Annotated in this window: 13 protein-coding genes, 5 tRNA genes and 1 other RNA gene; all 19 read right to left on the bottom strand. The window is 51.9% G+C overall.

Going from position 1 to position 16,575, the window contains the following annotated elements:
• Nucleotides 1–29: 29 nt before the first annotated feature.
• Nucleotides 30–1,211 carry a pyruvate ferredoxin oxidoreductase gene (gene porA, locus AUK29_04990; GenBank protein OIP64254.1) on the bottom strand — a complete coding sequence of 394 codons (1,182 nt, stop codon included), beginning with the start codon at nt 1,209–1,211 and terminating at the stop codon, nt 30–32.
• A 46-nt stretch (nt 1,212–1,257) separates the two neighbouring features.
• The gene (locus tag AUK29_04995) at nt 1,258–1,548 is read right to left on the bottom strand and encodes a ferredoxin (protein ID OIP64224.1); all 291 of its coding nucleotides are present in this window, start codon (nt 1,546–1,548) and stop codon (nt 1,258–1,260) included.
• Entirely contained in the window at nt 1,545–2,108 is a 564-nt protein-coding gene (locus tag AUK29_05000) for a pyruvate synthase (GenBank protein ID OIP64255.1), read from the bottom strand. Before AUK29_05000 ends, AUK29_04995 begins: the two co-directional genes overlap by 4 nt.
• Before the next feature lie 83 nt (nt 2,109–2,191).
• The gene (locus AUK29_05005; GenBank protein ID OIP64256.1) at nt 2,192–2,788 is read right to left on the bottom strand and encodes a recombination protein RecR; all 597 of its coding nucleotides are present in this window, start codon (nt 2,786–2,788) and stop codon (nt 2,192–2,194) included.
• Nucleotides 2,789–2,893: 105 nt separating this feature from the next.
• The gene (locus AUK29_05010) at nt 2,894–3,217 is read right to left on the bottom strand and encodes a YbaB/EbfC family nucleoid-associated protein (GenBank protein ID OIP64225.1); all 324 of its coding nucleotides are present in this window, start codon (nt 3,215–3,217) and stop codon (nt 2,894–2,896) included.
• A 14-nt stretch (nt 3,218–3,231) separates the two neighbouring features.
• Entirely contained in the window at nt 3,232–4,884 is a 1,653-nt protein-coding gene (locus AUK29_05015) for a DNA polymerase III, subunit gamma and tau (protein OIP64226.1), read from the bottom strand.
• Between the two features lie 27 nt (nt 4,885–4,911).
• An RNA gene (gene ffs / locus AUK29_05020) (signal recognition particle sRNA large type) lies at nt 4,912–5,112 on the bottom strand.
• Nucleotides 5,113–5,139: 27 nt separating this feature from the next.
• Nucleotides 5,140–5,227, bottom strand: a tRNA-Ser gene (locus tag AUK29_05025).
• A 281-nt stretch (nt 5,228–5,508) separates the two neighbouring features.
• Nucleotides 5,509–5,598, bottom strand: a tRNA-Ser gene (locus AUK29_05030).
• Between the two features lie 38 nt (nt 5,599–5,636).
• Entirely contained in the window at nt 5,637–6,140 is a 504-nt protein-coding gene (locus AUK29_05035; GenBank protein ID OIP64227.1) for a tRNA-specific adenosine deaminase, read from the bottom strand.
• A 269-nt stretch (nt 6,141–6,409) separates the two neighbouring features.
• Nucleotides 6,410–6,486 (bottom strand) — tRNA-Arg (locus AUK29_05040).
• Between the two features lie 76 nt (nt 6,487–6,562).
• Nucleotides 6,563–6,657 (bottom strand) — tRNA-Ser (locus tag AUK29_05045).
• 77 nt (nt 6,658–6,734) lie between these two features.
• Nucleotides 6,735–6,820 (bottom strand) — tRNA-Ser (locus AUK29_05050).
• Between the two features lie 8 nt (nt 6,821–6,828).
• Nucleotides 6,829–8,133: a serine--tRNA ligase gene (locus tag AUK29_05055; GenBank protein OIP64228.1), complete on the bottom strand. Its 1,305-nt coding sequence runs from the start codon at nt 8,131–8,133 to the stop codon at nt 6,829–6,831.
• A gap of 176 nt (nt 8,134–8,309) precedes the next feature.
• On the bottom strand, nt 8,310–9,128 hold the full coding sequence (locus tag AUK29_05060; GenBank protein ID OIP64229.1) for a hypothetical protein: 819 nt from the start codon (nt 9,126–9,128) through the stop codon (nt 8,310–8,312).
• Nucleotides 9,106–11,556 (bottom strand): DNA gyrase subunit A, encoded by a 2,451-nt coding sequence (locus AUK29_05065; protein OIP64230.1) that lies wholly within the window; start codon nt 11,554–11,556, stop codon nt 9,106–9,108. Before AUK29_05065 ends, AUK29_05060 begins: the two co-directional genes overlap by 23 nt.
• 54 nt (nt 11,557–11,610) lie before the next feature.
• On the bottom strand, nt 11,611–14,016 hold the full coding sequence (locus tag AUK29_05070; protein OIP64231.1) for a DNA gyrase subunit B: 2,406 nt from the start codon (nt 14,014–14,016) through the stop codon (nt 11,611–11,613).
• A gap of 95 nt (nt 14,017–14,111) precedes the next feature.
• Complete coding sequence (locus tag AUK29_05075) at nt 14,112–15,239, bottom strand: hypothetical protein (protein OIP64232.1); 1,128 nt, start codon at nt 15,237–15,239, stop codon at nt 14,112–14,114.
• Between the two features lie 216 nt (nt 15,240–15,455).
• Nucleotides 15,456–16,574, bottom strand: coding sequence for a DNA polymerase III subunit beta (locus AUK29_05080; protein OIP64233.1), 1,119 nt, complete (start codon nt 16,572–16,574; stop codon nt 15,456–15,458).
• Nucleotide 16,575: the final 1 nt, after the last annotated feature.

Consider the following 16,575-nt stretch of genomic DNA (forward strand, 5'->3'; position numbering starts at 1 on the left):
GGTCAGCTTGGTCATGATAGGCTCCTTGTTCAGTTTCGTACCGTCATATACTCGGCCAATGTTTCGATCTTCCCGGTCTCGGATATCTTCAGAAGTTCCTGAAAGACGTCCCTGACATGCTGGAGTCCCAGGTCTCTTCCTCCAAGTCCGAAGATCTTGTTGATCATCAGAGGCCGCGCGGCTGCGTCATAGAGGGCCGATCGGAACTCAGAAAAGAGCGGACCGCTCAAACCATTGACGCCGTCGGCGCGGTCCATCACGCAGACCGCTTTCAAGCCTGAGAGCGCCTGGGCGATCTCGTCTGCCGGGAAGGGACGAAAAACCCTGGGCTTCAAAAGTCCTGCCTTGATCCCCTTGACGCGCAGTTCATCCACCACGGCCTTGACCGTGCCGGCTGCGGAGTTCAACACCACGACGGCGACTTCCGCATCATCCAGGCGGTAGGCCTCAAATAGACCGTATTGCCTTCCCGAGATCTTGCCGAACCTTTCGGCGATCTCCAGGATGACGGGCTTGGCGTTCTTCATGGCCTCATACTCCTGCCGTTTGTGCTCGATATAGTAGTCCTGAAGGTCCAGAGGACCGTAGGTCATGGGGTTATCCACGTCAAGGAGAGGACGGTTGGGGATATATTCCCCGATGAAATCCCGGACCACCTTGTCATCGAGAAGTTCCATGCTCTCGATGGAGTGGCTGATGATGAAACCGTCCATGCCGACCATGACCGGGAGGCGGACATCCATATGTTCGGAGATACGGACGGCCTGAATCACATTGTCGTAGGCCTCCTGCGCGTTTTCAGAAAATAGCTGGATCCATCCGGAATCCCTGGCCCCCATGGCATCCGATGTGTCGCCGTGGATGTTGATGGGCGCAGACAAAGCCCGGTTGGCCATAGCAAGCACGATAGGGAGGCGGTTCCCTGCAGCGATGAAGAGCATCTCCCACATGAGGGCGAGCCCCTGCGAAGAGGTGGCGGTCATGACCCGGCCTCCTGCCGCGGCCGCACCGATGCATGCGCTCATGGCGCTGTGCTCGCTCTCGGCCGGCACCAGAACGGTTTTGACCTCACCGTCGGCTACAAAGCTGGAAAACTGCTGCATGATCTCCGTGGACGGGGTAATCGGGTAGGCGGCACAGACGTCGGGGTTGATCTGCCGCATCGCGTTGGCCACGGCGATGTTTCCTGTCATTGCTACTTTCTGTCCCATGGGTTCTCCTTTGTCTTCCTTATTCATCGTTATCTAACGTTCTACCCTATTTCCCTTCCTGCGCCATGGTGATGGCCTGAACCTTCTTTGGACAAACATCGGCACAGGCTCCGCATCCCTTGCAGTGTTTGTAGTTGAAGCCGGTCATCTTTTCGTCTTTGACAATGATGGCCGAGTCCGGACAGGAGATCCAGCAGATCAGGCAGTGTATGCACTTGTTTTCGTCCAGGACCGGTTTGAAGGTCCGCCACCCGCCGGTGGTATATTGGTCGGCGTTTCCGGCCTCTTCGATGACCCCTCCCATGGGGATTTCTTTCCAGCTTTTAAGTTCGCTCATATTCCTTTTACCTCCTTGTAGGCCCGTTCCACGGACTCGGTGTTCCCCTGGATGATTTTTTCCGGAAACTTTTTGCCGAGGGTCTTCTTCATATCCTTGAGCATGGTCTCGAGCGTCACCAGCCCGGTAACGCGGGCCAGCGCCCCCAGCAAGGGGGTGTTGGGAATGGGCCTTCCCAGACAGTCCATGGAAATCTGCGTTGCATCTACGGTGAAGACCTTGTCCTCCGGCCGGCCAAGTTTTTTCGCGAGTTCCTTGGGCGGATGGGTGGTGTTGATCAGAAAGACCGCGTCCTCGGGAGTCCCTTCGGTGACATCCAGTGTGTCAAGCAGGGAGCTGTCCACGACTATCACCACATTGGGGTTGGTCACCTGGCAGTGCATGGTGAGTGGAGCGTCGCTGATCCGGTTATAGGCGCGAAGGGGGGCGCCCATCCGCTCCGGTCCATACTCCGGAAAGGCCTGCACATATCCGCCCTCGGCCATAGCGGCCTCGGCCAGGACCTTGGCCGCGGTTACGGCCCCTTGCCCGGCTCGTGCATGCCAGCGTATTTCAGTCATACCCATAGTCCTTATCTCCTTTCCTTATAGAAAATTTGCCGCTCATTTCACAAACTATTTGAGAAATTAAAATTCCCCCTGTATCAGAGTTCTCTCCTCCATTCCATGGCCTTGGAGAGGGTCACCTCATCCGCATATTCGAGATGCCCGCCCATGGGAATCCCGTGTGCGATCCGGCTTATTTTATACCGGTAATTCGATCGAAGAAGCTGGACTAAGTACATGACCGTAGCCTCGCCTTCAATCGTTGGGTTCGTCGCCAGGATCACTTCCTTGACCGGCTCGATTTCAAGACGGCGGACAAGGTTCTGTATGTTCAGATCCTCAGGCCCAACGGCATCGATAGGGGAAAGCGCGCCGTTTAGCACATGATACTGCCCCCGGTATTCTCCTGTCTTTTCGATGGCCATTACATCCATGGCCTCCTGCACCACGCAGATTATCGAGGGGTCCCGCTTGGGATCTTTACAGATACTGCAAAGCTCCGATTCCGCGAGATTCCCGCATCTGGAACAGAAGCGGGTCTTCTCCTTGAGTTCCTCAATGGCGCGGGCCAGCCCCAAGGCGCGCTCTTTCGGCATCTTCATTAGAAAAAAGGCAAGCCTCTGGGCGGTCTTGGACCCGATGCCGGGAAGCCGTTTCAATTCCTCGATCAGCCTGTTCAATGAGGAAGATTCCATCACGCCCACGCCTTGTTTAAGCCGGTGATTCTCAACCCGCATAGCGGGTGGCATCAGGATGCCCCCCAAAGGGGGGCGTCCGCTATACAGAAATCGTATTTCTCATTAAAAGAGTCCCGGAATCTTGATGTTGAGACCGCCCGTCAGCTTCTTCATCTCATCCTGCAGCATCTCCTTGGATTGCCGGATTCCCTCGTTCACCGCCGCCACGATGAGGTCCTGCAGCATCTCTATATCCTCGGCATCCACGATCTCAGGCTCAATCTGTATGGAAAGGATTTCCTGCCGTCCATTGACCTTGACCGTCACCATGCCGCCCCCGGATGAGGCCTCGATCACTTTTTTCTCGGCCTCTTCCTGAACCTGTTTCATTCTCTCCTGCATCTGCTGGGCCTGCCGCATCAATTCATTGATCATATTGGATGACATGATCGATTTCCTCCTTAGTGGTCGGCGCCAAAATCCCGCACATCCTGAACTTGACCCTTGAAGATCCTTAAGGCCTCCTGAACCACATGGTTTCCAAGGTGCTCCTGTAGAAGCTCGTTCTTTTTCTCCCTCTTTAAGTCTTCCTTTTTCTCTGTCAGTGTTTTTTTCCCGGTTTCTGCGCCGTTTTGCAGGCAAAAGGTTAGGGCAAACCCCCCTTGCATCCGTCCTTTGATTATTTCGTTAATCTTTTGCTCTTTTCCCTTGGCCATGTCGTAGTGGATCTTCTTTTTAAACCCGATGACCATCTTATGAGGTTCTGCTTTTTCAAGAAATCCATGTTCCAGAATAGACCCGATCAGAGGGTTGACCGTATTCGCATGATTCACGATTTTTTCCCAATCGAACGGGGCCGGCGCCTCCTTGCCGGATTGATGACCCTGTTCAGGAACAGATCCGGCTGAACCCGTTTTTTTGACCGCCGGGTTTTGGGCCGGCGGCCGGCCGCCGCTTAAATCCCCTCCATGGAATTTCTGCTCCAGGGCTTCCAGCGTTCCCAGGATCTCCTTGAACTCCTGCAGGGGCTGAATGCGCGTCATCTTGACCAGCGCCACCTCTAATATGGTCCTCGGATGTGCTGAACGACGGAGCTCCTCTTCGGTCTTGTTCAGGTATTCAATAAAAGCAAGAAGCCGGCCCTCTTCCACCGATTCGGAAATCGGGCGGAGTTTGTCGATCTCTTCCCCTTCGATATGAATCACGGTCTTCGGGCTCTTCAGGATCTTGATCATCAGAAGGTTTCTGAAATAGAGTTGAAGTTCCCTGCAAAACTCGACCAGATCCACACCGAGAGAATTCAGTTTTTCCACCAGATTCAATACGCGCTCAGCATCCTGTTCAATCAGGCCGATACTGCATTCGTCCAAAACCTCCGGGTCGATGATCCCCAGAACGAGTTTAATATCCGCAACCGTTATCTTGTCTCCGCAAAAAGAAAGGATCTGATCCAGCAGGCTCTGCGCATCCCGCATGCTCCCTTCGGATGCACGGGCAATCAGACGCGCCGACTCCTGGTCTATTGCAAAACCTTCCTGTTCAGCAATCCGGAGGAGGGCCTCGGTAATCTTCTGAACAGGGATGCTTCGAAAATGAAAACACTGACAGCGTGATTGTATGGTCACGGGGACCTTGTGCGGATCCGTGGTTGCAAAAACAAAGATCACATGGGGCGGCGGCTCCTCCAAAGTTTTGAGAAGGGCATTAAAAGCGCTTTTGGATAACATGTGCACTTCATCAATGATATAAATCTTGTACCGGGCGCTTGCCGGCGCATACAGAACATTCTCCCTGAGTTCCCGGATATCGTCCACGCCGGTATTGGATGCCCCGTCGATCTCGATCACATCGATGGAATTCCCCTGCGTGATCTCCGTGCAATGAGAGCAGATGTTGCAAGGCGAGACCGTCGGGCCTTTCTCGCAATTTAAGGCCTTGGCCAGAATCCTGGCCATGGTGGTCTTCCCCACGCCCCTCATCCCGGAAAAAAGAAAGCCGTGGGCGATTCTCTTGGATTCCACGGCATTCCTCAACGTCCGTGTGATATGCTCTTGTCCGATCACGTCTTCAAAAGACTGCGGCCGATATTTTCTTGCCAGGACTTTGTAGGACATCACGTCATCCTTTGATTTTATTTAGGAACCTGTTTTTTTACGGTCGTTGTGCGGACGAAGCGCTTTCAGGTTTCCCTGCGGCACACAAGACTCCACGCTTAGGGCTGCTCCTGTCACGGCCTGACCCGGTTCACATGTACTCGTTGCGCAGGACCTGAACCGCTTCGCCCGCACAACGACCGTAAAATTTTTCTTCAAAAAATTTAATTACAATTTGCCTTAGCAGATTGCCTCTTTTTTCGCAAAGCGAAAAAATGGCGGAGAGGGGGGGAGTCGAACCCCCGGTAACTTTCGCTACACACGATTTCCAGTCGTGCACCTTCGGCCACTCGGTCACCTCTCCTAAAATTTTTCTTCAAAAATTTTAGCCGCAATTTGCTGAAGCAAATTGCCTCTTTTTTCGTGAAACGAAAAAATGGCGGAGAGAGAGGGATTGTGCTTTACCGCTCCGGAACGAAGTTCCGGAGCGCCGCACGCCCCGCTTCTCATATCCTTGCCGCCTCCGGCGGCTACAACATTAAGGTATCTTGGGGTCGAACCCCCGACCCCGGGGCTTCGAATCCCACCAATCCTGTCAGGGTTTCATCGCTCATTGCGTCTCTGCGTTATACCAAAGTGAGCTGCTGGCGGAGAGAGAGGGATTCGAACCCCCGGTGGGATGAACCCACACCTGATTTCGAGTCAGGCGCCTTCGACCAGCTCGGCCATCTCTCCTAAAATTTTTCTTCGAAAAATATTCATTGCAATTGGTTTCAGCCAATGGCTTCTTTTTTCGCGAAGCGAAAAAATGGCGTAGATCTGATTCGTGAAAAAAAATCTTTTAACAATAAACTCGCTTCTTTTTCCAAAACCCCACCTGTCACAGGGACCTGATGGTTCAGGCGAAAATCCTGCAGGATATGGTATTCAGATCCAGAGGCTCCTCCCTTTGGGTCTCTCGCGGCATAAACCAGCCGGCCGAGACGGGACTGAATCATGGCCCCTGCGCACATGACACAAGGCTCAACCGTGACATACAGGGTTACATCGGTAAGCCGCCACCGATTCAGCATAGCTGCCGCGTCGCGAAGCGCAATGACTTCGGCGTGTGCCGTCGGATCCTTTAAGGTTTCTTTCAGATTGTACCCTCTTCCGACGACCTGATCGCCGAACACGGCTACAGCGCCGATAGGAATCTCCTGGCAGGCCGATGCCTTGTGCGCCTGTTCCAGCGCTAACGACATATAGTACCGATCTAAGGAGTCCTGCTTTTCCATAAGGAGTTTATATTTATGGTTCTTCTCCCATTTAGTGGGTAAAAAGGGTTCGAGGATTCCAGGGTTCGAGGGGTCAAGTGTTTGTTTTCCAGTGATTTTATCAGTTTGTTATTTTGTAAATCTCCAAGCATAATTGATAAGACTTCTGTCAAACCTTTAATTCCTTGTAGTTTTTGAGCACTTCACTTGACCCCTGGAATCCTTGACCCCTTGACCCCTGATGTTTTCACCCGCTCTTTTGGGGATGATCCATATTTATTAATCAAACATGGTGCGCCCAGCAGGATTCGAACCTGCGACCTTTGGATTCGTAGTCCAACGCTCTATCCAATTGAGCTATGGGCGCTGAAATTCTTACCACATAAGAATTTTAATTGCCATTTGCGTAGGCAAATGGCCTCTTTTTTCGCGAAGCGAAAAAATGGCGGAGAGAGAGGGATTCGAACCCTCGGTAGAGCTTTAAGACCCTACACTCGCTTAGCAGGCGAGCGCCTTCAGCCGACTCGGCCATCTCTCCTAAAATTTTTCCTGCGTAAAAATTTTAAAACGCAATTTGCTTCAGCAAATGGCCTCTTTTTTCGTGAAGCGAAAAAATGGCGGAGGAGGTAGGATTCGAACCCACGGTGCTTTCGCACAACGGTTTTCAAGACCGCCGCCTTCGACCTCTCGGCCACTCCTCCTCTCTTTTCTATACGGCACGATCAGAATTCTTCGATTCAATCCTCTCAAGGCCGTTCATATAAGGACGGAGCAGATCGGGTATGATGACGCTGCCATCCTTTTGCTGGTAATTTTCAAGAATAGCGACCAATGTTCTCCCTACGGCCAATCCGGAGCCGTTCAGGGTATGGACCAGCTCCGGCTTTGCGCCGGAAACCGGCCGATAACGGATCGATGCCCTGCGGGCTTGAAAGTCCTCATAATTGCTGCATGAAGAGATCTCCCGGTAGGCATTCTGCCCCGGCAGCCAAACCTCGATGTCATAGGTCTTAGAAGCAGCAAATCCGATGTCTCCTGTGCAGAGGGTCACGACGCGGTAGTGCAGGCCAAGACGTTTCAGGATATCCTCTGCATCCTCAAGAAGCCTTTCCAGCTCCTGATAGGAATTCTCGGGCTCCACCAGTTTGACCAATTCAACCTTGTTAAACTGGTGCTGTCGAATCAGGCCCCGGGTGTCTTTCCCGTAGGATCCGGCTTCCCGCCGAAAACATGGAGTATAAGCGGTAAAATAGATGGGGAGCCGGCCCGGCTCCAGGATCTCCTGGCTATAAATGTTTGTCACCGGGACTTCCGCCGTAGGAATCAGAAAAAAATCCTCGTTCTCATCCTTGAATACACGAAAAAGATCCTCTTCAAACTTAGGCAGTTGTCCGGTTCCGGTCATGGTCGCCCGGTTGACCATAAAAGGGGGAAGGATTTCCTGATACCCTTTTTCCCTGGTATGGATATCCAGCATAAGATTGATCAGCGCCCGCTCCAGAAGGGCGCCTTCGCCTTTGTACAATGTAAACCTGGCGCCGGCCAGTTTGCTCCCCCGTTTAAAATCCAGGATATCCAGTTTTTCACCAATATCCCAATGGGCCTGGGGAGGAAAATCAAATTCCGGCGGCTTTCCCCATCTTTTCACTTCCGGATTGTCTTCTTCGCCCTTCCCTTCCGGAACCGAGGGGTGCGGGAAATTCGGTATCCTAAGCAGGATTTCCTGTGTGGAGGCCTCGACTTCCACCTTTTTTTTCTTCAGATCCTTAATCTCCGCCGAGACATCCTTCATCTCCTCCTGCAGCGAGGAAGATTCTTTGTTCTCCCTCTTGAGCCGGCCGATTTTTTTTGAAACCACATTGATCTTGTGCTGTATTTCCTCAAGTCGGGTCCTAATGCGGCTGTTTTCCTGGTCCAGTTGGACGAACTGGTCCAGAGAAAACGGCTCTCCCCGACGAGCTGTCATCTGCTCAATGGCTTCAATATTGTTTCTCACAAACTTTGCATCAAACATGCGGAAACCTGTCTCAAGATGAAAAAAATGGGAAATTGTACGTTATCATCCTGATGAAATGAAGTCAAATTATTTTCAGGTATGCCTTCTTGAAAACCGATTTTATCCCATGACACCCGAAAGTCCCGGGCTTCCCCGGCTCCGCATGGCCTCACGGACGTGCGGGTTGCAGGGGGTTACCCTTTCGATTTGACGCCTGGTCTTACGGCCTTCTTCTTCAGCAGATTGTCGACCTTTCGAAGAATAATCTCTTTGTTGGGATAGTCTTTCTCCAAAGACCCCAGCACGCTGACGGCCTCTTCGGTTTCACCCATCTCTTCGAGGGTGTCCGCCAAACCAAGTTTTGCATTCGCAGCCAAGGGGCTGTCACCGTACAGGGCAATAAAGTTTTCAAATCCCTTTCTGGCCTCTGCAAATTTTCCCTGCCTGAAATGGATCACACAGATCCAGTAAGCGGCGGCATCCCGGTATTCGCCGGCGCCGTAACGATCGAGAAGCGCGGAGTATTCCATCTCTGCCTGTTCATCATCGCCGAGAGCCATGTAACACTGGGCGATCTGGAACTGCGCCTCTGCCAAAAGCTTGGATCCGGGAAACTGGTTGACCAACTTCTGGAATTCGACAATGGCCTTTTTGTAATCTTTTAGATCCGAGTAATAGATGTCCGCAATGGTTTCCTGTGCCTTTTCACAATAGGGGGTAATATTCCCCTGAGAAACCGCTCCTCTAAAAAAAAACAGGGCCTCTTTGGGCTGTTTTTTAAAGAGCCGGTGAACCCTTCCGATGAAATACAGGGCTTCTTGTGAGGTTGGCGAGTTTGGAGATCGTTCGGCTGCCCTGTTATAATAGGAAAGGGCTTCTTCCACCTTCCCTTCCCGCAGGGCATCTCCGGCTTTGAGAAGGAATTCCGACGAGGAGGTATTCCGGCAGGCTGTAAACAAGATCAGAATAAAAAACAAAATGCCATTGACTTTAACCGGCCGGTTCCTCCTCATCCTCTTTCTCCGCCAGTGTGGCAATACCTGTAACCTTGTCATTTTTTTCTATCCCGATGAGTTTCACTCCCTGGGTGTTCCGGCCGATCACAGAAACCCCGCTGACCTTCATTCGAATGACCTGTCCGTTCCGGGTGATCATCATCAGATCGTCTTCGTCCGTGACCTGCCAGATGCCGACAACCTTGCCGTTTCTCTCTGTGGTCTTGATGGTGATCACCCCTTTTCCTCCCCGGCTTTGAACGGGATACTCGGAAACACTGGTCCGCTTTCCATATCCGTTTTCGGCTACCGCAAGGAGGGTGGCCGCCGGATTCACCACTTCCATGCCGACCACTTCGTCGCCCTTGCGAAGGGAGATCCCCTTCACCCCCCTGGAGACTCTCCCCATGGATCTGACCTGGGACTCATGGAACCGGATAGCGAATCCGTCTCTGGTCCCCAAAAGGATATCCTGTTCATTGTTGGTGATGGCGGTACGGATCAACTCATCGCCGGAGTCCAAGGTCAGGGCCGTAATTCCGTTCGCGCGCGGGCGGCTATAAGCGGAAAGAGCGGTCTTCTTGACGATCCCTTTCTTCGTGGCCATGATGATAAACTTATTTTCTTCAAAATCCTTGACCGGAAGCGTATTCGTGATCTTCTGCTCGGACCCGATCTGCAGGAGATTGACCATGGCCTTGCCGCGGGCGGCACGCCCGGCCTGAGGGATCTCATGAACCTTCAGCCAATAGACCTTCCCGCCGTCCGTAAAGAAAAGGAGGTAGTCGTGCGTCCTGGCTACGAAAAGCCGCTCGACAAAATCCTCCTCTTTGGTGTCCATGCCGGTGACACCCCGGCCTCCCCGCCGCTGTGCACGGTAAAGGCTCACGGCGTTTCTTTTGATATATCCGGAATGGGAAATGGTGATCACCATATCCTCTTCGGCGATCAGATCCTCCAGCTTGATTTCCGATTTTTGAGCGACGATCTCGGTTCTTCTCGGATCTCCATATCTTTCCCGGATCTCCTTCAACTCCTCCCTGATGATTTTCAGAACCTCTTCGTCATGGGCCAGGATATACTGAAGTTTTTTGATCAGCTCATAGGTCTCTTTGAGTTCAGACAGGATCTTGTTCCTCTCCATGCCGGTCAGGCGCTGAAGCCTCATGTCCAGGACGGCTCTGGCTTGTGCCTCTGATAGGGCATATTCCTTGATCAGGGCGAATCTGGCGGCCTCGGGATCCGAGGAGTTTCTGATCAGCCGGATCACCGCATCCAGGTTGTCGAGAACGATCTTAAACCCCTCCAGGATATGCGCCCGGTCCTGGGCGCGTTTAAGGTCGAAAAGACTCCTCCGAGTCACGACCTCCTTCCGGTGGTCTAAAAAGAGCCGAAGCATCTCCATGAGGGTCAGGACCCGAGGCTGATTGTTGACCAGGGCCAGCATGATCACGCCGAACGTGGTCCTGAGATTGGTATGTTTGAAAAGCCGGTTCAGAAGGACCTCTGCTACTTCGTATTTGCGCAGTTCCAGGACGATCCGCATGCCGTCACGGTCGGATTCATCCCGGATATCCGTAATCCCTTCAACCTTTTTATCCTGCACCAGATGTGCGATATCCTCGATGAGTTTAGCTTTGTTCAATCCATACGGAATCTCGGTAATCACAATGGCGTCCTTGGCCCCTTTTCTCTGAGACCTCTCGACCAGGGTCCTGGCTTGAAGGGTCAGTTTGCCCCGGCCGGTGGTATAGGCCTCCCGAATTCCTTCCTGCCCGAGGATAAACCCCCCGGTGGGAAAATCCGGGCCATGGAGAACGGTTAAGATCTCATTGATCCCGGCCGCAGGATGGTCGATCAGGAGGTTCAGGGCATCCACGATTTCATTAAGATTGTGCGGCGGAATGTTGGTGGCCATTCCCACGGCGATTCCTGAAGACCCATTGATCAGGAGATTGGGTATTTGAGTCGGGAGGACCGCCGGCTCCTGATGGGAACCATCAAAATTCGGCATGTAATCGATGGTTTCCTTGTCAATATCGGCCAGCATCTCTTCGGCGATCCGGGTCAGCCGGGCTTCGGTGTACCGATAGGCCGCTGCAGAATCCCCATCGACCGAACCGAAATTCCCCTGACCGTCAATGAGCGGATAACGCAGGTTCCATTCCTGGGCCATGCGCACCATGCTGTCATAGACCGCGGAGTCGCCATGGGGATGAAATTTTTTGAGAACCTCTCCGACCACCCCGGCCGACTTGGAGTGTTTTTTGTTGGAAAGAAGGCCCTCCCGAAACATGGCATACAGGATTCGCCGATGAACAGGCTTGAGGCCGTCCCGGATATCCGGCAGGGCCCTCCCTACGATGACGCTCATGGAATAGTCCAGGTAGGACCGTTTCATGGTTTCTTCAATATTCATGGGTAGGATGACGCCTTGTTGTTCCATCTTCTTCCTCTTTTTAAATCACTCAACCCCCGGCTTTGTCGGGGGTTAAGTGATTTAAATATCCAAGTTCTTCACCTTCAGGGAATTCTCTTCGATAAAGGCCCTTCTGGGTTCCACCTGGTCCCCCATGAGGATCGTAAAGATCTCGTCCGCCTCCACGGCATCTTCAATTTTAATCTGCAAAAGCCTTCTCTTCTCCACATTCATGGTCGTTTCCCAGAGTTGTTCCGGATTCATTTCACCAAGCCCTTTATACCGTTGTATGCTGAGGCCCTTCTTCCCCCGCTCCAGGATGAAATTCACCAGTTCCTTGGAGGTGTTGAACTTTATGGGCTCGCCGTCTTCTTCAACATGATACGGGGGCAGACCAAGCCCCTGGGTTCGAGGGTTCAGTTGGAGGAGTTCCTTGTATTCGGGGGACTCGAGAAGCTCCTTCCCGATCTCGACATTCTGGGCCCCCCCGTTCTTTTTAATCACAAAGATGGCCTTGAAACATTCGTATTCCTCGTCCGTTTCAATCTGCACCGAGGATTTGGAGATTTCCGGAAAAAAAATCTGTAAATATTTGATGGCCCGATTCATCCCTTCTTTCAACCCCTCCCGGGTCTTCAGGGTCTCCTCTTTGAGCCCGCCTTCCAAAACCATGGCCCGCAGAACATTTGCGTGGATCCGCTTCCTCTCAAAACGCTCCAAAATTTTCTCATACCGGACCAGGTTTTTTAGAACCTGAATCCCCTTCTGGTTCGTAAAGGCCCCTCCTCCGTTTTCTTTTATGACCTTCAACCCGGTGATCCCGGAGTTCAGAAGATAATCCTCCATGGTGGCCTCGTCAGGAATGTACTTCTCCTCTTTCCCCCGTTTCACCTTGTATAAGGGCGGCTGGGCAAGATAGAGATACCCTTTCTCGATGACCGGAAGCATCTGCCGGTAAAAAAAGGTCAAAAGAAGCGTGGCGATATGGGCGCCGTCCACATCCGCATCCGTCATGATGATGACCTTGTGGTATCGGATCTTGGAAATATCAAAATCCTCCTTGCCGATGCCGGTCCCGAGGGCCGTAATGAGAACCCGGATCTCCTGTGAGGAAAGCATCTTCTCGTACCGGGCCTTCTCCACATTCAGGATCTTACCCTTGAGCGGAAGGATGGCCTGAGTTTTCCGGTCTCTCCCCATCTTGGCCGAGCCGCCTGCTGAATCCCCTTCCACGATAAAAATTTCGCTGAACGCAGGATCCTTTTCCGAACAGTCCGCGAGTTTACCAGGAAGTGAATTCCCTTCCAAGACGCCTTTCCGACGCGTCAAATCTCGGGCCTTGCGGGCCGCCTCCCGAGCCATAAGCGCATTGAGCGACTTCAAGACGATCTTTTTTGCTATGGGCGGGTTCTCTTCAAGAAAGATATTCAGGGCTTCGTTCACCACGGACTCCACGATTCCCTTGACATTGCTGTTTCCCAGTTTGGTCTTGGTCTGCCCTTCAAACTGAGGATCCGAGACCTTCACGCTGATGACGGCGGTCAGACCTTCCCGCACATCATCCCCGCTCAGAGGTTTATCCATTTTCTTCAGGAGGTTGTTCTGAGCGGCATAGGTGTTCAAGGTGCGCGTCAAGGCCGACTTGAACCCGATCAAATGTGTCCCGCCATCCACGGTGTGGATATTGTTTGCAAAGGCGTAGATATTCTCAGCATATCCGTCGTTATACTGCATGGCAATCTCTACGCTGACGCCTTCCCTTTGTTGTTCGAAATAGATCGGTTTGTTATGAAGAGCGGTTTTATTCTTGTTCAAGTGCTGCACAAACGAAGTGATCCCGCCTTTATAGAGAAAGATCTTTTCTTCCCCGCTTCGCTCGTCGACCAGAGAAATCTTCAGTCCCTTGTTGAGAAACGAAAGCTCCCGAAGTCTCTTGGAGAGAAGGTCAAAACTAAACTCGGTCACCTCGAAGATTGCCTGATTGGGCCGGAAGGTGATCTTGGTTCCGGTCTTTTGGGTCTTGCCCAATTTCTCCAAGGGCGCTGCGGGCACGCCGTTTTCATACCGCTGATGATAAACGGCGCCATCCCGTTTGATCTCGAGTTCCAGCCATTCTGAAAGGGCATTGGTCACGGATACCCCTACGCCGTGAAGACCTCCGGAAACCTTATAGGAATCACTGTCGAATTTTCCTCCGGCATGAAGTTTGGTCATGACAACTTCCGCAGCCGATATCTTTTCCGTGGGGTGAATTTTGACCGGAATTCCCCGCCCGTCGTCCGTAACCGTCAGGCTGTTTTCCATGTGGACGACCACATCTATTGCGGTACAGAATCCTCCCATGGCCTCGTCCACACTGTTGTCAATGACTTCATAGGCAATATGGTGGAGGCCGTACGTACCGGTATCTCCAATGTACATACCCGGCCTCTTCCGCACCGCATCCAGTCCTTCCAAGACTTTAATGCTCTGTGCATCATATTCCATAGAGGAACTCCATCCTATTAAAAACGGCCCTTCCAGCCTGAAACAGAAACCTCTCTTTTATTTTTCTAAGTCGAAACATTTTACATTTTTTCTCTCTATGTTACAAGAATTATCTCTCCTTTTTGTACCTGAAAGATCCTGGCGCAGGACTTCATTTTTCCGACAAAGCTGTCGTCTGTCGTCGTCAAGAAAACCTGACCGAGACTCTCGATCTGTTTACACAGAATCTCCTGCCTCTTGCGATCCAGTTCCGAAGTGACATCATCGAGCAAAAGAACCGGAAAGCGTCCCTTTTTATTGCGGTAGAGTTTGGCCTCACTGAGCGTCAGGGAAATGGCAAACATGCGCATTTCACCCCGGGATGAACCCGGCTTGAGCGGCCGGCCGTCCACTAAAAAGTCAAGATCATCCAGGTGCGGACCGATCAGACCGGTTCTCTGACGGACCTCTTCATCCTCCTTTTGTTCGATGCCCTGACGAAAACGGCCGGTCCATACGGAAAGATCCGCCATCGCCCCATTGAGCTTGGGAATTCGAAACCATGAAGAATGATATTGGATTCGAATCTCCGCCGCTTTTTGAAAGAATGCTTTAAAGACTTCCCTTAAGACCGGCGCAAGATCGCGGAGATAATCAAGCCGTTTTTCCAGGATCCGGCTCCCGGTCTGAACCAGTTGTTCATTCCAGGCTTTCAGGGTCTCCCTGGGCGCCTTGGACTCATGGATCAAGCGCAATAATCGGTTGCGCTGATACAGGACCCTCTTATATTCTTTGAGTTGGAGCAGATAGTTCCGATCGATTCTCGAGATGGCGGTGTCCATAAAGCGCCGCCTGAATTCCGGCCCTCCTTGAACCCATTTGAGACTATCCGGGGAAAAAAGGAGGGCGGCAAACTCTCCGAAATAATCAACCCCTCTCCCGACGGCATGCCCGTTTACCTTGACGATCTTCCCCCCTTCCCGGATAAAGACCATGAGTTCCTTTTGAACGCCGCCGGAGCGGATCCGCCCCAGGATCCGGCCATAGGTTGCTCCGTACAGAATCAGGTCTTTTAAATGGGCCGAACGGAAGGAGGAAAGATTGGAAAGGATATAGATGGATTCCAGTAGATTGGTTTTGCCCTGGCCGTTCTCACCGCACAGGATATGGACCCCTTCGGTCAGTTCAAGATCGCAGGCATGTAGATTTCTAAAGTCACGGAGGATGAGTCTCTGAATATTCATGAATTGAGGTTGTTCGCAGTCCGGGGCGGACCGGGTAAAAAGGGATTTCCACTTAGTGGCCCTATTCGTAAATACGGTGGCATTCGAGTGCCGTAGGGCGGTCTCCTCGGCGTTGTGCTCCTTGCGGTGTACCAGAGGGTACGCCTCAGTCGCGCGCGGGGATGAGACCGCCCTACGACCCTCTCGGTGCGTCACCCTATTTACGAACAGGACCACTTAGACCCGCATAGGCATAATGACGCCTATAAATCCAGGGTCCAAAGGATCTTCTATCCGGGAAGGACTGAGTGAATCACGGAAAAGAATCCGGACCTCCTCTCCCTGCAAGGAAGAAAGGATGTCTTGTATATATCGAACATTGAACCCCACGTCCAAATCGGAGTTCTGATAGTCCGTGGAAAGGTTTTCTTTTGCCTCTCCCACTTCCGGATTGTTGGATGAGACCTGAAGTTCCCCGCGTCTAAGCGAAAGTTTTATGGAATTGGTCTTCTCATCCGAGAGGATAGAGACCCGCCGGATGGCCCCTTGAAACAACTCTCGATTAATGATCAGAAGGTTTTCGTTCTCCTTTGGAATGACCTCTTCATAATTAGGAAACTTGGCATCAATGAGACGTGAAAGGAGGGTATAATTTCCTTCCTGAAAAACAATGTGGTTTTCTGAAACTGCGATCTCAACCCCCTTGTGTTCCCCTTCGTCCAAAAACTTCTTCAATTCGAGGATGGCCTTTCTGGGGATGATCACTTTGATTTCGGAATCTTGGCGGCCGGAAGATGGGATCTCCCTTGAGGCCAGGGAGAGACGATGGCCGTCTGTCGCCACCATCTCAACAGATTTTCTTTTGCTTTCGAAAACATGAAACAGGATGCCGTTCAGGGAGATCCGAGTCAGATCCGAGGAGACGGCATAAGATGTTTTTTTGATCATTTCCTGAAGTATCGCGGCCGGAATAGATAATTTTGCGGTTTCCTTGATCTCAGGAAAAGAGGGGTATTCCTCCGCTGAAAGTGAACGAAGCTTGAAACTCGACTTGCCGGAATGGATGATGATCTGCTGATGCTCGTCGGATTCGACATGGATCGTTTCCTCTTTTAGTTCCTTCACAATTTCATAAAATTTGCGCGCCGATACGGTGGTCTTGCCCGGATTCAAGACCTCCGCAGATACGAAATCGAGGAGGCCGATCTCCAGATCCGTCGCGAAGAGTTGTATTCCCTTCTTTTGGGTCTCCATCCTGACGTTTGAAAGAATCGGCATGGTGTTGCGGGTCTGCACAATCCCCTGAATTTTATGCAATCCGGAAACAAGGTCGTTCTTGTTGGCTTTGAGTTTCATC

It is taken from the genome of Nitrospirae bacterium CG2_30_53_67 (genome assembly GCA_001873285.1).
Classification (GTDB): Bacteria; CG2-30-53-67; CG2-30-53-67; order CG2-30-53-67; family CG2-30-53-67; genus CG2-30-53-67.